Origin of the sequence: Shewanella sp. Arc9-LZ (assembly GCF_010092445.1) — a bacterium.
In the GTDB taxonomy this organism is placed as follows: domain Bacteria; phylum Pseudomonadota; class Gammaproteobacteria; order Enterobacterales; family Shewanellaceae; genus Shewanella.
The window spans coordinates 2,961,764-2,982,127 of record NZ_CP048031.1 but is presented as its reverse complement, the minus strand read 5'-3'; the positions used below and the strand labels follow the sequence as shown (position 1 = coordinate 2,982,127).

Below are 20,364 nucleotides of genomic sequence, written 5' to 3'. Positions count from 1 at the left end.
ATATCATTTTATTAGAGTAAATATTTGATGTCCCAGCCGTTGTTATCTCTACCTATCGATGTGCTTAATATAATCAACAAAGCCATGCCAACCACATTATTTCAGCAGCTTGCTACGCAATGTACTGCGGTGTCTTTTCTTAACACAGGGATCAGTAATGTTAATATTAAGTTATCTTGTGAAGATGGCGATAAGGTCTTACGAGTAAATCAGCCTCACAGTAATTGGTGCGATAGAGCGCTTGAAGTTGAATGTTGGCAAGCTGCAATTGTGGCTAACATTGCACCTGCATTGATTTGGGTCAGTGATGATAAGCAATTGTATCTGAGTGAGTTTATTGATCAACCAGAGACAGACTGGTCGATATTTGCCTCAATGCGCAGTCACTTATCGCTTGGGCAATCGACAAATCAATCCATTTCGGCTGTGGATGCCGTTCCTTTGCTTAGTGCATTATTTTGTAAACTCAGTGTGTTGCCGGTGCCGGAGAAAAACATTACCGTTAGTGAGCAATGGCAACAATATGCATACCAATTAGATTCATTAACGGGGTCGCAAACAGATCCACAATGGCATGATGCGAGGCAGCAATTGTTACGCTTAAATGGGCTTGTTCGACATTGGTTATCGCAGTTAGAAGCCTGTGTGTTGCTGCCGACTTTTTGTCATAGAGATTTAACTCCGCACAATTTACTGCTTAGCGGCAGAGCCCCTCAGCAACTGCTTTGTATCGACTATGAATATGCTGTGGCGAGCCATCCGTTGTTCGATTTAGCCAGCGTCGTGGCTAGTCATCAACTATCAACGATGCAATCTAACCAATTAATCGATAACGTGATTATGCAATACTGTCAGGTTGCTAGCCTCACCGATGTGTCTGCGGCCAAAGCGGCATTACCCGCCGCAATAAATTGTTTTTGGTTATTCTCGGCAATGTGGGCGTTATTAATGGCAGCCAAAGAACCGCAAAAATCTACACAATACTTACAATACTTTACAAAGTATTTTACATTAATCACTTGCTAATATGCTCTGATAAAGTACAAGCTTCTGATAAAGTATAAGTGAAGTAATACCAGTTCTAATAAATATCTGGTCATTCAGCGCCTACTAGACAAGTAATAAGATTATAGACATAGTTTTTCTACGTCAAAATCATATTAAGCAGCATAGAAGGTTCTGAAACCCGTCCTGCGGGAGTCATTCAGACTTTCTATTTTTTGTTGCATTGTTTCATAAGGGAACAACCATTCTTTCAACAATGCGTCTCAAACTGAAAAATCTGAGTGACTCTGATTGATCACATCATTACTGGATTTGATATAAATTTTGATAAAGGAATTATCTGTGTCTAAAAAATTGATTATCCTACTGTTAAGTAGCTTATTTTTTGTCGGCTGCTCAACCAAAGTAAGCTATTTCTTTCTGGATTGGGCGATAGAGTGGGAAGTTGAAGAGTACGTAGAGTTAACCTCAGAACAGCAAGATAAATTTGATATTATTATTGAATCGTTTTTAGTCTGGCATCGCCAACAAGAATTACCGCGTTATCGTGATCAACTGTCTTTATTATCGACATTGACTAATCAACAAACAATGACCCCAGAGCTATGGCTTAACCAAGTGTCAATGGCGAAGGCACATTGGTCTCGAATTTTCGATTTTGTTATGCCTGATCTGTTACCTATTATGGCGAGCTTATCTGATGGACAAGTTGATCAGATACTGGCGCAGCTAAAAAAAGAACAACAAGAATTAATCGAAGAATACGCCGGCAAAGATCAAGCTGAATTGATAAAAGACTCAGATAAAAGAATCGCCGAGCAATTATCTGAATGGACTGGCGATGCTACAGATGAACAAAAAAACATTATTCATCAAGCTAATACGCAGCGTTTAGCCACGTTAGACATGTGGCTTGAGTATCGCCATGAATGGCTAAGTCAATTTGAACAAGCACTGAAACGCCGTCAGCAAACTGATTATTTTACCCAACAAATGAAATTATTAATGATCTCGCCAGATGAACTGAAATCAGAGGTTTATCGCGATAATGTTACCGAAAATACCCGTAAGTTTGGCTCAATGTTGATTACGCTTAATCAAACATTTAGTCAAAAACAACGTAAGCACTTTGATAAAAAATTAGCTGAATTAGTAGAAGATTTAACTGAATTACACTTAGACAAATAATATCTATTTTTATCCGTTAGTCTCCAAAGCTGAAATATTTTTAATCTTCAGCGGGTCTATTACTACAACAACGATTTCAGCTAGGATTATTTATGCAGACACTAAGTGGATTTTATCAACAATTTTTAAATGTGATTAAACATACAGAAGGCTTAGCCGCCTTACTGCTAAGGCTTTATCTTGCGCCAGTGCTAATGCAGGCAGGATACAACAAATTGTCACATTTTGAAGACACCGCAGCATGGTTCGGCAATCCTGACTGGGGATTGGGTTTACCTATGCCAGAAGTCATGACTGCGTTAGCTGCAGGCACTGAATTGTTCGGTGGTTTTTTACTGTTGATTGGTTTAGCCACTCGAATCGTGGCATTGCCAATGATGGTCACAATGCTAGTTGCTGTTTTTGCGGTGCATTTACCCAATGGTTGGTTGGCTATTGCCGACCCAAGTTCGTGGTTGGCGAATGAGCAAGTGTTAGCTTCAGCGGAAAAGCTTTCTGCGGCGAAAGCTATTTTACAAGAGCACGGTAATTATGAATGGCTAACCAGTTCAGGTAATTTTGTTATTTTAAATAATGGTATTGAATTCGCGATGACGTATCTAATTATGTTATTGGCATTATTTGTGATTGGTGGCGGCCGTTACACCAGCGTTGATTACTTTATAGGACGCCGGTTGTTAAAGTAACCTTGTTTACATCACCTGAACTCAGTATAAAAAAGGGCTGTTTGAGAGGCGTTTGTTATTTCGAGTTTAGGTTACATAGAACAACCCTAAAAAATCCCACCTAATACGTGGGATTTTTGCTAATATCGGCAGCATAATTTACTCAAAAGGATTGTATCTTGGACGCCGAACAACTGTTATTGACTCGCCAATCGACGCCTCGCCTAGTTGCCCCAGCACCCAATGCCGAACAACTCACTTTTTTGCTTGATGCAGCAGCAAGAGTACCAGACCACGGTGCATTAACGCCTTGGGAATTTATTATTGCGGTAGATGATGGCTTAGCTAAGTTGGCAGATATTTTTGTTGATGCGGCTAAAAAAAGTGGTGCAGATGATACTTTTCTGACTAAAGTCGCTAACATGCCTTATCGTGCGCCTATGGTGATTACGGTCGTCGCCAAAACACAAACGCATGATAAAGTACCCGTTTTAGAACAGCATATAGCAGCGGGTTGCGCCACGATGGCAATGCAGCAGGCGGCATTTGCGATTGGGCTAGGTGCGGTATGGCGTACAGGCGATTTTGCTTTTGATGCTAATGTGAATAACGCATTAGGATTAGCCGCAGACGATCAAATTGTTGGCTTTTTATATGTTGGCACCCCAGCAGTGCTCGCTCCCACTAAATCGCTTAAAAGTGGCCAGCAATTTGCGCGATATTTGTAAGCATTGCAAGGTTGGGGTTATGACCAATGGGCCACGACGTTGGTGGCCGCAGGCCATAAGTACAAAGCAAAAAAAACACCAAGATCTCGGCTTAAAAGCATTAGCGGGACGACGAGAAGAGGGTTAACAAGCTCTTGTTCAATAATATATTAAGAAACAATCAGACTTTATTCACTGAACTTCAAAGCAAAGCTCTAAAACAAATCTATTCGTAGAACTCGAGTGGGATCATGTTTTGATAGACATAATAGCCTAATGGTCCCATTAACAAACTCAGCATAGACCACACTACACGTTGACCATGTTTGATATGTGCTTTCGAGGTATAGGCTCGATAGCAAAAGTGAATATGTAAAATCAGTAATGCAATGAGCATTAATACTAACGTAATATCCATATTATTCATGTCATGTTCCTTTGCGTTCCAGCAATGACTTATCTAAGTGTAAGCTTAAAATTAAAATCTGCAGTAAAAATAATAGAAATCCATGTTCTTAAACGGCTATTCACTGCTAACACCTTTAATTTACGTTAAAAATTATCCGATTAATAGCCCGTAAACCATTAAATATTCATAATTTTTTAATTTTTGCACAAAGGTATTACTTGTCCATCATTACGTACTGAATGTTTGAGGTAAATCAAAGTTTTTTGTGGTAACCACAATGGATATTTGCACATGGTCACGTTAAATAGCGGGCTATTGATTAATGTGGTTAACCAAGCGTTAACTTTAGGGTATGGCATGGTGTCAAACCACGAAGGTTCAACATTAGCAAACTGTCGAATAAACGGAAAAATAGCAAAATCAGCTAGTGTTGGGCTGTCGGTACACAAATAGTTGTGTTGCAGCAACTGCCTTTCCAACAACTGAATAAACAGCTCTGCCTGTTGTCGATACCAAAGTTGACTGTATTCAGGGAACCTGTCGGCATACTTATATTTATCTAACCATGGTTTAAATTGATTATCATTGGCATTAATGAGCGATTCAGTCATTGATTTATCTAACCAGTATTGCAGGACTTGATACTCTTCTGTGGTTAAGTAATAGTTTTCTGGCGCTGGGTGTTCAGTTAATACAAAGCGCATAATATCTAGACTTTCACTGATCACTTGGCCGTTAGTAAACTCTAAAACCGGCACTGTGCCTTTGGCCGAAATGGTGATCAGCTCTGCGGGTTTATTTTTAAGCTCTATTTCACGCACTAACGGATTCAGTTGGCTCAAATGAAGACTAATACGTGCTCGCATAGCATAAGGGCAACGACGAAAGGTGTACAAAATGGCAGAATTCATTAGGTGTCTATAAAATGATGTCTTGCTAATAGAGTAACGTTTCTTGGCTGAAAACCCAAAATTAACCGCTACCAACATTGTAAAAAAGTACATCTGCTGGTTTTAGTATTTTTTTGACTGTGATTTAGGTATACTTTCGGCCGTTTTTTTGAGTCTGTGCACAGTGTGCAGACCTTATTTATATGCACAGTAATATGCACTGGAAATTAAGTTCCAGCCAGCGGAGACCTCATTTTTATGCAACAACCTAAACAAGCGTCTAAACAAGAGCCTAAACAAGAGCCTAAACAAGAACCTATTCAAAAAGCTATAACAGCTGCATCTCAAGCCCAAGTCGCTGTGTGCGCGTTATATAAATTCGTGGCATTACCGCATTTTGAGGCCGTTCGTCAGCCATTGCTGAGTGTCATGGAACAAAACGAAATCAAAGGCACTTTGTTGCTTGCTCAAGAAGGCATTAATGGCACTGTTGCAGGAACCTCATCAGCGATTGATATTTTATTGGCCTGGTTGGGCACTCAACCTGGTTTAGATAATATCGTGACTAAGCTATCTTTTGACGCTGAAATGCCGTTTTATCGCACCAAAGTGAAGCTGAAAAAAGAAATTGTGACTATGGGTATTGAAGGTATTGATCCTCGTAAAGTCGTCGGGACCTATGTGAAACCTAAAGACTGGAATGCACTTATTTCAGATCCAGATGTGGTGTTGGTTGATACCCGTAATGATTACGAAGTGAAGATTGGTACTTTTAAAAATGCTGTTAATCCAGTAACCGAGACTTTCCGTGAGTTTCCTGAATATGTGAAGCAAAATTTAGATCCGGCTAAACACAAAAAAGTGGCGATGTTTTGTACCGGTGGTATTCGCTGTGAAAAATCTACTGCATATTTGAAAGAGCAGGGCTTTGATGAGGTATATCATCTTGAAGGCGGCATATTAAAATATCTTGAAGAAGTCGAGCAAGAGCAAAGCTTATGGGAAGGTGAATGCTTTGTGTTTGATAACCGCGTAGCGGTAAATCACAGCTTAGAAAAAGGTCAATACGATCAGTGTAATGCTTGTCGTATGCCAATTACTGAAGCAGAAAAACAAACTGAAGCCTATGTTCAAGGAGTCAGCTGTCCACATTGCATTGATAAAGTGCCTGAAGAACAACGTCAGCGGTTTATTGAACGTGAACGTCAAGTCCAATTAGCTAAGCAACGCGGTGAAGCGCATATTGGTAGCGATGTAAAGCAAGTGATTGATGCTCGTCGCCAACAAAAAGAAGCTCAGCGTAAAGCACAAGAAAAACTGAATAACAAAGGCTAATGAATACCTTTGCTAAAACGAAAGCCCAATCTACATAAGATTGGGCTTTTTTGTTATGGGCACAGTATTAATAGTTACCCTATTTCAGGTTAGTTAGATTTTTATCATTTTAAACGCCATATACAGCATTGCCTTTTAAGATAAGGGACTCGCTTTACCCAAGCGGGAGATAAAACAGTGATAAAGGGTTTAGCAAGTGTCATAAGTGTGTTATTTTGAGCGCTTTTTTCGATTAGATGACAGAAGGTAAGTCAATGTTTGTTGGATTTGATTACGGCAGTGCCAACTGTGCGATTGGGGTAATGATTGATGATGCGGTATCGTTATTACCATTATCAACTCATTCGGATTTTATGCCTTCAACGTTGTACGCAATGGATCGCGAGCTTATTGCCGAGGCGGTATACCAAGGATTACCAGAACACTTAAAAGCAGAGTATTCTCATTTACGCAGTTCTCAGTTAATGCGTGCTAAACAAATGCGCCATGAGCTTGATCTGTCGCCGAATGAACAAGCCGTATTTGTTGGCCAAGCTGCGATAGATGCTTATTTAGACATGCCTGAAGAAGGTTTCTATGTCCGTTCTCCAAAGTCTTTTTTAGGTGCCAATGGATTACGTGTTGAACAAATAGCCTTATTTGAAGACATTGTCACCTTGATGATGCAACATGTTAAAACACTAGCCGATAAAGCGTTAAACGCAAAATCGCTTAGCGCAGCGAGCCATGCGGTGATAGGTCGACCGGTTAATTTTCAAGGCATAGGTGGCCAAGACAGTAATCAACAAGCTGAAACTATTTTACGCCTGGCGGCTACTCGTTCAGGCTTTACTGATGTGAGGTTTTTATTTGAACCTTTAGCTGCAGGTATGGATTTTGAATCAAACCTTAGCGATGACAATACCGTGTTAGTGGTCGATGTTGGCGGTGGTACGACAGATTGTTCAGTGGTAAAGATGGGGCCGTCCTACATTAAGCAACAAGACCGCAGCCCAGACTGCTTTGGCCATTCAGGTCAACGGATTGGTGGTAACGATTTAGATATCGCATTAGCGATGACTGGATTGATGCCAAGCTTTGGTGCAGACACGTTAATGATTAACGGTAAACCTATGCCAAGAACACCTTTTTGGAACGCGGTGGCCGTCAATGATATTAGTGCCCAACGTGACTTTGTTAGTTTACCTTCTCGTAAGTTAGTTGAGCAGCTAATCAAAGAAGCGCAGCAGCCTGAACTATTAGTTCGTTTACAAAAAGTACAAAAGAATCAAATGAGTTATCAAGTGGTACGCCAAGCTGAAGCAGCGAAAATCAGTTTGTCAGACAATGACACCATTCTATGTTCGTTAGATTTTATTGAAAAGGGGCTGTTAGTCCCATTAACAGCAGCACAGTTTGAGCAAGCCATTAATGATCCCTTAGCGAAAGTTGAAGCATTAATGAAACAAGCTATGCAAACGGCTATCGCCAAAGCGGAGCAACAAGATTGCGATATGCCAACCAGTCCTGATATTGTATATGTAACAGGCGGTACGGCCCGAAGCCCAGCTATATACAATAAAATTGCTAGTGTTTACCCCAATGCCAAAGTGGTGGTGGGTGACCATTTCGGTTCGGTAACAGCAGGTTTAACCCGTTGTGCTCAAAGTGCATTTAACTAAAATTCATTGCACTTAGCTCGCGAAGGCTGATGGTTATGTTAAAGGCTGATGGTTATGCTAAAGGTTGGTCATTGTGCTAATAGTAGAATGATCAACCAGCATGCTTTGTCTGCCATCAATATGGTCAATTAATATGATTATAGTGATCACCAAAATGATGACAATGTTAGTTATTATTATGGCTTGCGGCGGCCGCGCGTCAGTGTGGACTTATTTGTCATTAAAGGCATAGCCATAATGGTTTACCTTTAATGACAGAACATCTCAATTTTTTATAACAACCTATTTTGATGATATAAACTCATAATATTAAAAGGTGTTACCGATGAAAAAAATGCTAATAGTGCTAGGGTTAACGGCACTTCTTACGGCTTGTTCTGACAATGAAGTCGGTGATGTATCACTTGGGATGTTTACGACACAAGACATAAAATTAAACATTTTAAAGGATGACATCGTAACAGGTGTCACTTGTCACATCGCCTCAATAGAAGAAAATCTTAGTTTTTCAGATCCAAGTGATAGTTCTATTTCTTGCAGACAAACAGGGGAAATCACCACCGATATGATTGCACAAATAGATAAAAGTAAATCTGGTGAAGTTGTGTTTAAAAAATCAAAAAGTATATTTTTCAAAACCATGAAAATCAGAAGAATATTCGATGCTGAAAATCAAACGTTAATGTATGTCTCTTACTCTACCAAAGAAACATCGGGAAGCTTCAAACACAGCCTTTCGACCGTTCCACTTTGGGGAACCAAAGCTTATGTTGACCTCGCACCAGCTCACTAAGGGCAAAGGTCTGTCTTGCTTCGGGCATATTCGTATGCATTTTCTACCATCTTGTTATCTGGTTTTGGTACAAGGGAAAATAGGTTGTTCGGTTAATTGATTTCACGATGAATCATTAACAGGTTAACTCGCCATTTAAGGCATACAAAAATGCCTGTTAGGTTCGCTAACAGGCATGTCGAATTGAGCAGATTAAATGAATACGTGAATTAACACTCGACGATATTCACCGCAAGACCGCCTTTTGCTGTTTCTTTGTATTTACTGCGCATGTCTTTACCGGTTTCCATCATCGTTTTAATGACTTTATCCAGTGACACTTTGTGATTACCGTCACCGCGAAGTGCCATGCGTGAAGCATTAATCGCTTTTACAGCACCCATAGCATTACGTTCAATACAAGGTACTTGGACTAGGCCGCCAACTGGATCGCAGGTTAAACCTAAGTTATGTTCCATGCCAATTTCAGCGGCGTTCTCAACCTGTTCTACGGTTCCGCCCATGATTTCAGTTAACGCACCGGCTGCCATTGAACAGGCTACGCCCACTTCACCTTGGCAACCCACTTCAGCGCCAGAAATCGAGGCATTTTTCTTGTACAAAATACCAATGGCAGCAGCGGTTAACAGATAGCGGCTGCACACATCGATATCGACTTCTTGCACAAACATATCGTAGTAACACAATACTGCTGGGATAATCCCTGCTGCGCCGTTTGTTGGCGCTGTAACAACGCGGTCGCCTGCGGCATTTTGCTCGTTAACCGATAAAGCAAATAAATCGACCCAGTCCATAGCGGTCAATGGGTCAGTGTTATTTCGCCCTTCCGCTTTTAGACGACGGTAGAGTGCTGGCGCACGTCGGCGTAATTTTAAACCGCCTGGCAATATGCCTTCTTTGTGATAACCACGTTCAACGCAGTTTTTCATGGTTTGCCAAATTTTCCACAAACCTTGCTTGATATCATCTTCACTGGCAATGCTAAGTTCATTGGCCATCATTAATGATGAAATACTTAAGCCGTTGTCGCAGCACAATTGCAGCAATTGCAATGCACTATTAAAGTCGTAAGGTGCTTGTTCTATTGGCGTTGCTGGAGACGCATTACGTTGAGTGATTTCATCTTCATCAAGAATAAACCCGCCGCCAACTGAATAATAGGTACGCTGATATATGCATTCGCCTTTAGACAATGCATATAAGGTCATGGCATTAGCATGTGCAGGTAAGGTTTTACGTCTGTGGTAGGTTACCCCTTCTTCGCGAGTAAATTTCACCTGACGTCCGTCTGCTAAGGTAAGTTTTTGAGTCGTAGACACAATGTCTAAAATGGCATCAATCCCATCGGTATCTACGGTTTCTGGATCTTCACCCATCAGGCCTAAAATGACCGCTTTTCCTGTGCCGTGACCTTTACCTGTTTGGCCTAAAGATCCAAATAATTCTGCTTGTAACTCATCGGTATTCGCTAATAAATTATTATCAGCGACATGCTGTATAAAAATTTTACCTGCCTTCATAGGACCCACTGTATGTGAGCTAGAAGGACCGATACCAATTTTGAACATGTCAAATACGCTAATCATGTTGTTTAACCCTTGCTGAGTCGTTTATTGTTTTCGTTATAAGTGAGTATAATCGTCAAAAGTAATGTTGGCGGTTTATCTCTTATTCTTGGTAGAGTATCCCACACATTAATCAATGACAGTTCATTAGATTTTTTGATGCATTATTCTCACATTAGCCAGCCTTATACTTGATGCATAATGTGACTGGATTAACCTGGCATGATTGTCAGCTATATAGATAAGGGAAAGATTTGAGCTATTTAATGATGGATCTTGCAGGTTTAACTGTATCTGCAACAGAAACTGAGCAATTACAGCATCCGCAAGTGGGTGGTATTATATTGTTTAGTCGCAACTGTGAAAATAAAAGTCAATTAATTGAATTGGTTAAAAGTGTTCGCAGTATTCGCCCTGAATTATTAATTGCGGTCGATCATGAAGGTGGCCGAGTTCAACGTTTTCGTGAAGGTTTTAGTTTAATTCCTGCCATGGGTGATATTTTACCTGCCGCTAAAGGCGATTTAACATTAGCTAAACAATGGGCGAAAGAGTGTGGCTTTTTAATGGCAGTTGAGCTGTTAGCGTGTGATATTGATTTAAGTTTTGCGCCTGTTTTAGACGTAAATGGTATAAGTGAAGTGATTGGAAAGCGCAGTTTTAGTGCAAATCCTGATGAAGTCAGTGCATTAGCTCAGCAGTTTATCATTGGCATGAATGAGGCCGGTATGGCTGCGGTAGGAAAACATTTTCCTGGTCATGGCAGTGTTGCTGCCGATTCACATATTGCCATGCCAGTTGATCCAAGGACTAAAGAGCAAGTGGAAGCTTTTGATATGCAGCCATTTAAGCTCTTGATAGGTTCTCAGCAGCTACAAGGTGTGATGCCAGCACATGTGGTTTATTCAAATATTGATCCTAATCCCGCTGGCTTTTCATCTTACTGGCTACAAACTATTTTACGTCAACAATTAGGTTTTGATGGGGTGATTTTTTCTGACGACTTAGGCATGAAGGGCGCCAGTTTTGCTGGTAATTACCTTGGCCGTGCTAAAGCGGCATTAGATGCTGGTTGTGATATGATCTTGGTCTGTAATGATCCTGTTGGTGTTAATGCTTTATTAACCGAGTTTGATTGGCCTGCTGCAGAGCCTACACATACCGCATTATCGCTAAAGGGTAATACTGCACAATCCTTGCAGGCGCTTGAGCAACAATCGCGTTGGCAAGCTGCGCAGCAATTGACGATGGACATTACTCGCATTGCACAATCATTGTAGATTGTCTCAATAACCACAGCTCGAGTTAAGGGGGCGTATTTATTCTCCCGGGCAGAGGTTGTCGAGTAAATGAGCAGGCCATTAAGCAAAAAAACCGGATCAATTGATCCGGTTTTTTAGTCTTAAGCTATCGAGCTGTTAACCAGTATAAGGTGCTGGTTGGCTAGTGGTAGCACGCTCGGTTAAATCAATGGGTTTAACATTAGTCGGTTGAGACATTTTTCGAATTTGCATCACAACACCCAATTGCGGGTGATCAAAGTAGTGGATCTCGCCACTGCGCACACGACGATTCTGGATAAGCGGGATGCTTTCTAAATAAGGTGCTAGTTGCTTTTTACCTTCTATTTCTAGAGCGGCATATTCATTAAACTCTAAAGGACTTGATTCAAGCATTTTTTGAGTCGGTTTACGCAAAGCCAGATTATTTTCAATATACAGATAATGACTGAGATAAATGTTTATCGAGCCATCTAATTCCCATACAGGACCTATTTTTGGCGCTTCATAAGCGTTACCTAAGGCACCAAATTCTGTGCTTGGCATGGCTTCTGTTTGAGTTGCTTTTTTGACCGCTAAGCCATGATATTCAAAATTCTTTGAAAAATCCTTACCACCAAATATACGCACTGGTTTAGCGCGTCTACGCGACTGCATATTTTGTTGCCAGGTTAAATGCACTAGGCTTTTAACATAAGGTTCGCGACTGATCGTTCGAATTAAGTCATTAAACTTACCTTGGCTTTGAGCCAGCAGTAATGGGCCTTGACCTAAATATGCGGATTGCGGCTTGCTGGCTCCGATATTAAACGGAACTTCGCTTGGATGGGCCGCGATACTGTTACTGACTTTTGGGTCATTACAGTTACTGGCGCCATTGGTCCAGTCGGTTGAAGTACAACCATTTAAGCCAACGGCAACCCCGGTTATGTCGGTACTGATCACTGGCGTAATGATATCCACAGTGTCTTTACTGAGCTTTGGTGGTGTGGCATTGAGCCATTTTTCAACAGACGGCTGTTGGCGTTCAAATACAAACACTTCAACTTCAAACCATGATTCTGCATGGGCTGAAAAGCTGTGGGATAGCGCTGTGATAGCGGCGATAGAAATCGCAAGTTTACGAAGCACTATTTGTCTCCAAAATTTGATGTTTAGCGAACTGTTCAAGCAGGGTGTTGATTAACTCAAGACGCTCTTTGCTTGTCTCAGCAGGAATGTTGAACTTTAACTTATTTGGCCCGTCCATTCGATAGATTTGTGGTTGGTTTTGCAACAAACCAATAATAAACATCGGATCGACGTGATTTTCTTGACCAAATTCGACACTGCCACCTTTGGCGTGCATTTCTATTTTGACAATACCTAACGCGGTTGCTTGATGTTTATACAGAGTAATCGCCATTAAATTTCGGGTTGGCACAGGTAACATACCAAATCGGTCAATAAATTCGACTTTAAGTTCATCGAGCATGGTGTCGGTTTCGCAGTTAGCGATACGTTTATACAATGATAAGCGCATATTAACATCACTGACGTAATCTTCTGGTAATAACGCCGGAATGCGTAAATCGATTTCTGCTTTGGCACTCATCATATAGGCTAAAGAAGGCTCTTTCCCTTCTTTGAGGGCTTTTACGGCAGATTCCAGCATTTCCATGTATAAGCTAAAACCAATTTTTGAGATATGGCCGCTTTGTTCATCGCCGAGCAATTCACCCGCACCGCGAATTTCTAAATCCTGAGTGGCGAGTAAAAATCCTGCGCCAAGATCTTCTAGGGCTTCAATGGCTGCAAGGCGTTTGCGGGCATCTGGGGTCATACGTTTAGGATGAGGCGTCATCATATAAGCATAAGCTTGGTGATGCGATCGCCCAACACGGCCGCGAAGCTGGTGCAATTGTGCTAAACCAAACATGTCGGCTCGGTCGATAATGATGGTATTAGCACTGGGCACATCGATACCGGTTTCGATAATGGTAGTACATACCAACACGTTAAAACGTTGGTGATAAAAGTCGGTCATGACTTTTTCAAGATCGCGTTCTCGCATTTGCCCATGGGCGGTTATGACGCGGGCTTCAGGAAGTAAATCGCGAATGTTTTGCGCGGTTTTTTCAATGGTCTCAACATTGTTATGCAGATAATACACTTGGCCACCACGCAAAATTTCACGCAAGATGGCTTCTCGTGCCGTGGCTTTGTCATATTCACGCACAAAGGTTTTTACTGCCAAACGTTTAGCTGGTGGGGTGGCGATAATCGATAAATCTCGCATACCCGACATGGCCATGTTCAATGTCCGCGGAATCGGTGTGGCGGTGAGGGTTAAAATGTCGACATTGGCACGTAATGCTTTAATTTTTTCTTTTTGACGCACACCAAAGCGGTGTTCTTCGTCGATGACTAATAATCCGAGGTTGTCGAAGTTAGCTTCTGATGACAGTAATTTATGAGTGCCGATAACGATATCGACTTTACCTTCAGACAGTTGTTCAACAACACTGCTTTGTTCTTTAGCGGTTCTAAAGCGTGACATCACTTCAATAACGATAGGCCAATCAGCGAAACGGTCTTTAAAGTTTTCGTAGTGTTGCTGGGCAAGCAGGGTAGTCGGCACTAACACCACCACTTGTTTACCGGCATTCACGGCGACAAATGCTGCTCGCATGGCCACTTCTGTTTTGCCAAAACCTACGTCACCACAGACTAAGCGATCCATTGCGCGTGGTGCTTGCATGTCTTCAAGTACTGCGTGAATGGCACTTTCTTGGTCGACGGTCTCTTCAAAGGGGAAACCTTGACTGAATTGGGCGTATTCTTCTTCATCAATACTCATTGCATCGCCAGGACGAGCTTGACGACGGGCATATACATCCAACAATTCAGCGGCCACATCACGAATACGTTCTATGGCTTTTTTCTTGGCCTTAGCCCAGGTTTCGTTACCTAACTTATTGAGGTGAGTATTACCATCGCCGCTGGCATTATAGCGACTGATAAGGTGCAGTGACGACACTGGCACATACAACTTGTCGCCACCTGAATATTCCAGTTTTAAATATTCTGCAACCAAACCGCCAGTATCAAGCGTTTCTAATCCTTGGTATAACGCAACACCGTGCTCTAGGTGGACAATAGGTTGACCGACTTTAAGTTCAGCCAGGTTTTTGACTAAAACATCGGTGCTAACTTGTTTTTGTTTTTCGCGGCGACGTTGCTGCGAAATACGCTGACCAAACAGTTCGGTTTCACAAATGATGCTTACTGCACCTTTTGCGGTGTCGGTTAGCACACAACCTCGCGCTAAAGGCGACACGATTAAGCCTATATTGTCTTTGGCTGCGAGGTAGTCGTTAAGATGAGCAAACTGCTTGGGTTTAATGTCAATTTTGGCAAACAAGTCTAACAGGGCTTCTCGGCGGCCTTCCGATTCGGCACTAAACACTAATTTTGGATGCTGCTGATAATACTCTTGTAACGCAATGAGTGGTTGTTTGAGTTTATGGTTAGCATTGATGTCAGGCAGTGTTTCAACGTTAGCGATGAGGGTATGCGTTGGAAGTGCAACTTCAGCTAGCGGCTCGCCGGCATTATTGGTGTCGGTGGCAATATATTGCTGTAATAATTGGGTACGAGTAAAAGATTTAAATGCCGCGAATAATTCATCATTAAGCAAGTAAAGTTCTTTGGGCGCCAATAACGGCCTTAGTGGATCAACTCGTCGGTCTTCGTAACGGACATTGACTTCATGTAAGTGCGCTAAGCTGGCTTTTTCAATATTGCCTAAGGTGAGCAGTTGACTGTTTTGCGGCAAATAATCAAACAATGTGGCCGTGTCATCGAAAAATAACGGTAAGTAGTTTTCAATGCCTGCGGGCATTAAATTACGGCTGACGAGTTGATAAACTGATTCGGCCTCTTTTGAAATTACTTCAAAGCGACGACGATAACGTTGTCTAAAACCTTCAATAGCATTGCTGTCGGTGGGGAATTCTTTGGCTGGCAGCATGCGAATCGCATCGCGAGCCATGCCTGAACGCTGAGTATCAACATCAAAAAAACGTATCGATTCAACTTCATCATCAAACAATTCTATGCGTAATGGTTGTTTTGAGCCAGTAGGAAAAATATCGATAATAGAGCCACGAATAGCAAACTCACCATGTTCGTATACTTGATCGACGATATGGTAACCGGTATCAGTAAGGTGTTGTCTGGCTTGCTGTAAACTGTATGTGTCGCCTTTATTAAGCACCATGACATTGGCAGTCATAAATGATTTAGGAGGTAGGCGAACCATTAAGGTATTTACCGGTACGATGACCACATTGTGCTGGCTTTGACCAATATTGGCTAAGGTTTCAAGTCGCTGCGATATTAAGTCTTGGTGCGGCGAAAAACTATCGTAAGGCAAGGTTTCACGATCGGGGAACAAACATACATTCACATTGATGTGGTTTAATAAATAACTCAGTTCGACCTCAAGCGATAACGCACTAGGCGTATCGTGAGTGACAATAATACTGGTGCCAGGATGGTTATTGATTAAGTTGGCGAGGGTGATGGCTTGCGACACGCCACCCAATGTTGCCAAAGTTTGCGTTTGTTGGCCTTTTTTTACACTCGGCGGCGTGAGTACACTAAATAGGTTCATTGAAATCTTTGTCAGTTCCGTTTGCGATCAAGTCGTATTGAATGAGGCGAGGCTTCAGCTACGCTGTTTATCGATATTCTGTTTACGTTTTTTGAGCATTTTTTGTTGTACATTCAAGCTTGCTTTAACTAATTGCTCAATATCATCTTCAAGTATTTGGCTAAATTCAAGTTCACAGCGCCAATATGCGGTTTCGATGGCGTCATCTGTTGATACTGGGGTGCAGCTTTGTATTTGGCACAGACACAGCAGTGCCACTAATTCTGTATGCAAATAGATGTGGGTCTTAACGTATTCATTTACAACTAATGGACGTGAAGAAAGGATACTAATTCCACTGCCACCAAATTGATCACCTTTAAATAACTCACCATCTTGAACTTCTTTTTCCAACACGTGTTGCAATACTAAATCGACTTTACGCGATTGTAGCTTTAAAAAATCCACTACGGCTTTAGCATCATTGTCTAAATTGCGCAGTTGCAGTAAACAATTTGCTTCAAGACTTTTCACTTCGGTCAGTAGTTTTAACCCAACAGATTGCATGTCGCGGAGTTCATCATCTGTGGGTAAAGCTTGGTTTGCATCCCACGAAGTTAAGTACACATTAAAGTGGTGAGGCACACTAAAATAAGAATTGCTGTCAGGTATCAAGGTTTGCCTCTTTATTTATCACACTAATAGCCCTATTATCGTGCCCAACTTAATGATTTAGCAAGTCATACACGCTGGCTTGTTGTTTTCATATTCACATTTTGCCTGATTGTCTGACTTATACGCCCCAATAGGCGCACAGGATTAGTATTTTTTTATGAATTTAGGATTTTCTTTTTTTATTGGCTACCGTTACTGGCGAGCCCGAAAAGCGAATGCTTTTGCCTCTTTTATTACCTTCTTTGCGGTATCGGGTATTTTTTTAGGTGTTGCAGCATTGATTGTGGTCAGTTCAGTGATGAATGGACTCGAAGGCCAACTGAAAAATCGCATTTTAGGGGCTGTGCCACAAATGACCCTTATCAGTGATATGGGATTTAGGGATTGGCAACAAAGTAGCCAAAGCCTGTTGGCGGATAAATATTTACTACAAAATATTCGTGGCATTGTGCCTAGTGCGACCACTCAAGCCATGATCCAATCGAGCAGTAACATTCAAGCTATACAAATGTATGGGGTTTACCCAGAGCTTGAGCAATCATTGTCGAGCATTGCGGCTCATACTTATTCAGATGCTTTTTCAACGTTACAAGCTGGCAAGTATTCAATTGTGCTCGGCACTGATCTAGCTCGCAAATTAGACGTTAAAGCGGGCGATAAGGTTAGAGTGTTAAGCGGTGACGGGGTGGTCTATTCACCCATGGGCCCGGTGCCGAGTCAGCGCAAATTTACCGTTGCAGGTGTATTTGAAATGGGCTCGCAAGTCGATTCCAGTGTTGCCTATGTGCATTATAAAGATGCGCGTAAATTGATGCGCCAAGACAGTAATACCATTAATGAATTACGGGTATATTTGAACGATCCATTTTCCGCGCCAGCGTTAGCACCCAAAGTGGTTGCTGGATTTGCTAAGCAAAATATTGAAATCCAAACCAGCGACTGGCGGCAAGACTTTGGCCACTTATTCTCGGCCGTTAAGATGGAAAAAAACATGATGTCGTTGATGTTAAGTTTAATCGTTGCTGTTGCCGCGTTTAATATGGTGTCGGCATTGGTCATGATGGTGGTCGATAAAACCACTGATGTTGCTGTACTCAAAACACAAGGTGTCACAACCTCGTCTGTGATGGGCATATTTATTGTGCAGGGATTATTAAATGCTTTGTTAGGTTTAATTCTAGGGACAGTTGTTGGTATTGCTGTCACCTTGAATTTAAATGAAATTCTATCTGGTCTTGGTGTTTCTATTTTAGGTGTTGGGCAAACATTACCAGTGCAATTGTCGATAAATCAAATGAGTTATATTATTGTTGGCTCGCTATTAATTACCTTACTTGCCACTCTTTACCCTGCGCTATCGGCTGCAAGGGTTCAACCCGCTACTGCTTTGAGATACGAATAATGAGTCAAATACAAACCGCGTTATTACAAGTTAATCATGTCAGCAAGCAATATCATGATGGTGAAGTGACTACTCATGTATTGTCTGGAGTCGATTTAACGGTTTATAAAGGCGAACAATTGGCCATAGTGGGGAGTTCAGGTTCAGGTAAAAGTACCTTACTACACATTATGGGCACCTTAGATTCGCCAACGTCGGGTTCGGTATTACTTGATGGCGAAGACTTATATAAATTGTCTGCGGTACGCCAAGCACAAGTGCGTAATAACGATTTAGGCTTTATTTATCAGTTCCATCATTTATTACCCGAATTTACTGCGATTGAAAACGTTGCTATGCCTGCGTTTATCCAAGGTAGAGATAAAAAACAAGCTTTGGTTGATGCTAAAAGCTTACTAGATCGTGTTGGTTTGGGGCATCGATTACATCATATCCCAGCGCAATTGTCTGGTGGCGAACGTCAACGTGTTGCGATAGCACGGGCATTAATAAACAAGCCCAAGTTAGTGTTAGCCGATGAGCCAACGGGTAATTTAGATGCCAGTAGTGCAGATAATGTTTATGCGATGATCCGCGAGCTGGCTCAGCAATTTGATACTGCGTTTGTTGTAGTGACTCATGATCATAAATTAGCCGCTAAAATGGACCGTCAATTGACCATGAAAGATGGTGTGTTACAAGTGGTTCCTAATAGTGCAGGGCAGGCCGAATGAGTCAGTGGTTACCATTAACAATTGGTTGGCGTTTTTTTCGTGCCAGGCAATCAAATCGTTTTATCGGTTTTATTTCATTTGCTTCAACTGCGGGCATTGCGTTAGGCGTCGGTGTACTGATTGTGTTGTTGTCGGCCATGAATGGCTTTGAAAAAGAATTGCAACAACGTTTATTGGGCGTGGCATCTCATGGTGAACTTGTTGGTGTGAATGAACCCATCGCCGACTGGCAGGTAATTGCTAAAAGCGCACAAAACTTACCACAAATTACCGGTGTAGCACCGTTTATTCGCTTGCAAGGGTTAGTGCAAAAGCCGAGTGGTTTTCAAGGACTGGTGGTAACAGGTATTGATATTAACCATGAAGCCGATGTGTCGAGCATTAACCAATACATGTCTACAGAGGCATGGCAGTCGCTACAGGGCGATCAAAATAATATTGTTTTAGGCCGTAGTTTATTGACTAAATTAGAGCTTAATGTCGGCGACACGTTAGCTATGTTCACCCCAGATGCCAATAACAGTCAATTAACCTCGGCTAAAAGTCATCGGTTTGTGGTCTCTGGTGTATATGATGTCGGCGGGGAAATTGAATCAATCCAGGCTTATACATCGATGGAGTATCTGGCTGATATGTTAACGCTAGGGACTTCGGTTAGCGGAGTACGCATTCAAGTCGATAATGTACTTAATGCAGCGAGCATTACTCGTGATTTGGGGTTCGCCCAAGAACAATATTTATACATTAATGATTGGACTCGCTCACAAGGGCATGTCTATCAAGATATTCAGTTAGTGCGTTTAGTGATGTACTTGGTATTAGCGCTGGTGATTGCTGTGGCGTGCTTTAACATTGTGTCGACATTAGTGATGGCAGTACGTGATAAAGCCTCTGAAATTGCTATTTTAATGACAATGGGCATCAGTCGTGGCGCTATAATGACCATATTTATGTTACAGGGTGCATTAAATGGGCTTATGGGGTGCACTATTGGCGGTGTGTTTGGCGTCGCTTTTGCCTATAACTTGAGCGCGATAGCAAATGGCTTTGAGCAATTGTTGGGTATTCAGCTATTGGCGTCAGATATTTATTTTATCGACTTTTTACCGTCGCAACTTCACGGTAAAGATGTGATAGTCGTTATTGTTATGGGATTGGTCATGAGCTTACTTGCGACTATTTACCCCGCATGGAAAGCCACTAAAATAGCACCAGCGACAGCATTAGCGGGCCGATAGTTTAGGTGCAGATGAACACTTGGTTGTAGCGCTTCATTCGGTTTTAGGGCTTAATTGGGTTGTAACATCGTCGCTTATTGAATTATCGAGCCAATGAGTGATAGCGTAAACAACCTGAGTTGAGCCATGGTGGTGTATGAGTATTTATACGTCATGTTTGCTAGTTAGCGAGTTAATTTGCAGCCTGTGTATGGCTTATAAG

The 20,364-nt window shown here is 41.8% G+C and carries 17 protein-coding genes; 11 read left to right on the top strand and 6 right to left on the bottom strand.

The genetic code is table 11. The annotated features are described in order from the left end of the window. Window positions 1-27: 27 nt before the first annotated feature. From GUY17_RS12740 to GUY17_RS12725, 4 genes are all read left to right on the top strand, one after another. Window positions 28-1,026 carry a phosphotransferase gene (locus GUY17_RS12740; RefSeq protein WP_162023367.1) on the top strand — a complete coding sequence of 333 codons (999 nt, stop codon included), beginning with the start codon at window positions 28-30 and terminating at the stop codon, window positions 1,024-1,026. Window positions 1,027-1,347: 321 nt separating this feature from the next. Then, window positions 1,348-2,193 (top strand): DUF6279 family lipoprotein, encoded by an 846-nt coding sequence (locus tag GUY17_RS12735; protein ID WP_162023366.1) that lies wholly within the window; start codon window positions 1,348-1,350, stop codon window positions 2,191-2,193. A gap of 92 nt (window positions 2,194-2,285) precedes the next feature. Continuing rightward, a complete protein-coding gene (locus GUY17_RS12730; RefSeq protein ID WP_162023365.1) occupies window positions 2,286-2,879 on the top strand; it encodes a DoxX family protein in 594 nt (197 codons plus the stop codon). 158 nt (window positions 2,880-3,037) lie between these two features. Further along, on the top strand, window positions 3,038-3,586 hold the full coding sequence (locus GUY17_RS12725; RefSeq protein WP_162023364.1) for an NAD(P)H nitroreductase: 549 nt from the start codon (window positions 3,038-3,040) through the stop codon (window positions 3,584-3,586). Between the two features lie 205 nt (window positions 3,587-3,791). On the opposite strand, the gene GUY17_RS12720 is transcribed toward GUY17_RS12725, so the two are convergent. Together GUY17_RS12720 and GUY17_RS12715 are read right to left on the bottom strand one after the other, a co-directional pair. Beyond that, window positions 3,792-3,992 carry a hypothetical protein gene (locus GUY17_RS12720; protein ID WP_101086839.1) on the bottom strand — a complete coding sequence of 67 codons (201 nt, stop codon included), beginning with the start codon at window positions 3,990-3,992 and terminating at the stop codon, window positions 3,792-3,794. A gap of 176 nt (window positions 3,993-4,168) precedes the next feature. Then, complete coding sequence (locus GUY17_RS12715) at window positions 4,169-4,885, bottom strand: glutathione S-transferase (protein ID WP_162023363.1); 717 nt, start codon at window positions 4,883-4,885, stop codon at window positions 4,169-4,171. A gap of 237 nt (window positions 4,886-5,122) precedes the next feature. Here GUY17_RS12715 and GUY17_RS12710 point away from each other — a divergent pair, with 237 nt between their 5' ends. From GUY17_RS12710 to GUY17_RS12700, 3 genes are all read left to right on the top strand, one after another. Then, the gene (locus GUY17_RS12710) at window positions 5,123-6,199 is read left to right on the top strand and encodes a rhodanese-related sulfurtransferase (RefSeq protein ID WP_254439818.1); all 1,077 of its coding nucleotides are present in this window, start codon (window positions 5,123-5,125) and stop codon (window positions 6,197-6,199) included. Between the two features lie 254 nt (window positions 6,200-6,453). Then, entirely contained in the window at window positions 6,454-7,860 is a 1,407-nt protein-coding gene (gene yegD / locus GUY17_RS12705; protein WP_101086841.1) for a molecular chaperone, read from the top strand. A 325-nt stretch (window positions 7,861-8,185) separates the two neighbouring features. After that, complete coding sequence (locus tag GUY17_RS12700; protein WP_101086842.1) at window positions 8,186-8,653, top strand: CreA family protein; 468 nt, start codon at window positions 8,186-8,188, stop codon at window positions 8,651-8,653. Window positions 8,654-8,862: 209 nt separating this feature from the next. Here the strand turns inward: GUY17_RS12700 and GUY17_RS12695 are convergent, their stop codons facing one another. Further along, window positions 8,863-10,239: an L-serine ammonia-lyase gene (locus GUY17_RS12695; protein WP_162023362.1), complete on the bottom strand. Its 1,377-nt coding sequence runs from the start codon at window positions 10,237-10,239 to the stop codon at window positions 8,863-8,865. Window positions 10,240-10,472: 233 nt separating this feature from the next. Between GUY17_RS12695 and nagZ the strand changes: the two genes are divergently transcribed. Continuing rightward, entirely contained in the window at window positions 10,473-11,498 is a 1,026-nt protein-coding gene (gene nagZ / locus GUY17_RS12690) for a beta-N-acetylhexosaminidase (protein ID WP_162023361.1), read from the top strand. A 138-nt stretch (window positions 11,499-11,636) separates the two neighbouring features. Here the strand turns inward: nagZ and GUY17_RS12685 are convergent, their stop codons facing one another. Genes GUY17_RS12685 through GUY17_RS12675 form a run of 3 tightly spaced genes read right to left on the bottom strand, consistent with a single transcriptional unit; the run spans window position 11,637 to window position 16,809 of the window. Then, window positions 11,637-12,629 carry a peptidoglycan binding protein CsiV gene (locus GUY17_RS12685; RefSeq protein WP_162023360.1) on the bottom strand — a complete coding sequence of 331 codons (993 nt, stop codon included), beginning with the start codon at window positions 12,627-12,629 and terminating at the stop codon, window positions 11,637-11,639. Next, window positions 12,619-16,155 carry a transcription-repair coupling factor gene (gene mfd, locus GUY17_RS12680; protein ID WP_162023359.1) on the bottom strand — a complete coding sequence of 1,179 codons (3,537 nt, stop codon included), beginning with the start codon at window positions 16,153-16,155 and terminating at the stop codon, window positions 12,619-12,621. The genes GUY17_RS12685 and mfd overlap by 11 nt, the downstream gene beginning before the upstream one ends. A gap of 54 nt (window positions 16,156-16,209) precedes the next feature. Next, on the bottom strand, window positions 16,210-16,809 hold the full coding sequence (locus GUY17_RS12675) for a hypothetical protein (RefSeq protein WP_162023358.1): 600 nt from the start codon (window positions 16,807-16,809) through the stop codon (window positions 16,210-16,212). A 157-nt stretch (window positions 16,810-16,966) separates the two neighbouring features. Between GUY17_RS12675 and GUY17_RS12670 the strand changes: the two genes are divergently transcribed. Genes GUY17_RS12670 through lolE form a run of 3 tightly spaced genes read left to right on the top strand, consistent with a single transcriptional unit; the run spans window position 16,967 to window position 20,162 of the window. Beyond that, the gene (locus tag GUY17_RS12670; RefSeq protein WP_101086848.1) at window positions 16,967-18,211 is read left to right on the top strand and encodes a lipoprotein-releasing ABC transporter permease subunit; all 1,245 of its coding nucleotides are present in this window, start codon (window positions 16,967-16,969) and stop codon (window positions 18,209-18,211) included. 8 nt (window positions 18,212-18,219) lie between these two features. Continuing rightward, on the top strand, window positions 18,220-18,924 hold the full coding sequence (gene lolD, locus GUY17_RS12665) for a lipoprotein-releasing ABC transporter ATP-binding protein LolD (RefSeq protein WP_162024358.1): 705 nt from the start codon (window positions 18,220-18,222) through the stop codon (window positions 18,922-18,924). Then, window positions 18,921-20,162 carry a lipoprotein-releasing ABC transporter permease subunit LolE gene (gene lolE, locus GUY17_RS12660; protein WP_162023357.1) on the top strand — a complete coding sequence of 414 codons (1,242 nt, stop codon included), beginning with the start codon at window positions 18,921-18,923 and terminating at the stop codon, window positions 20,160-20,162. Before lolD ends, lolE begins: the two co-directional genes overlap by 4 nt. The last annotated feature ends 202 nt before the right edge of the window (window positions 20,163-20,364 follow it).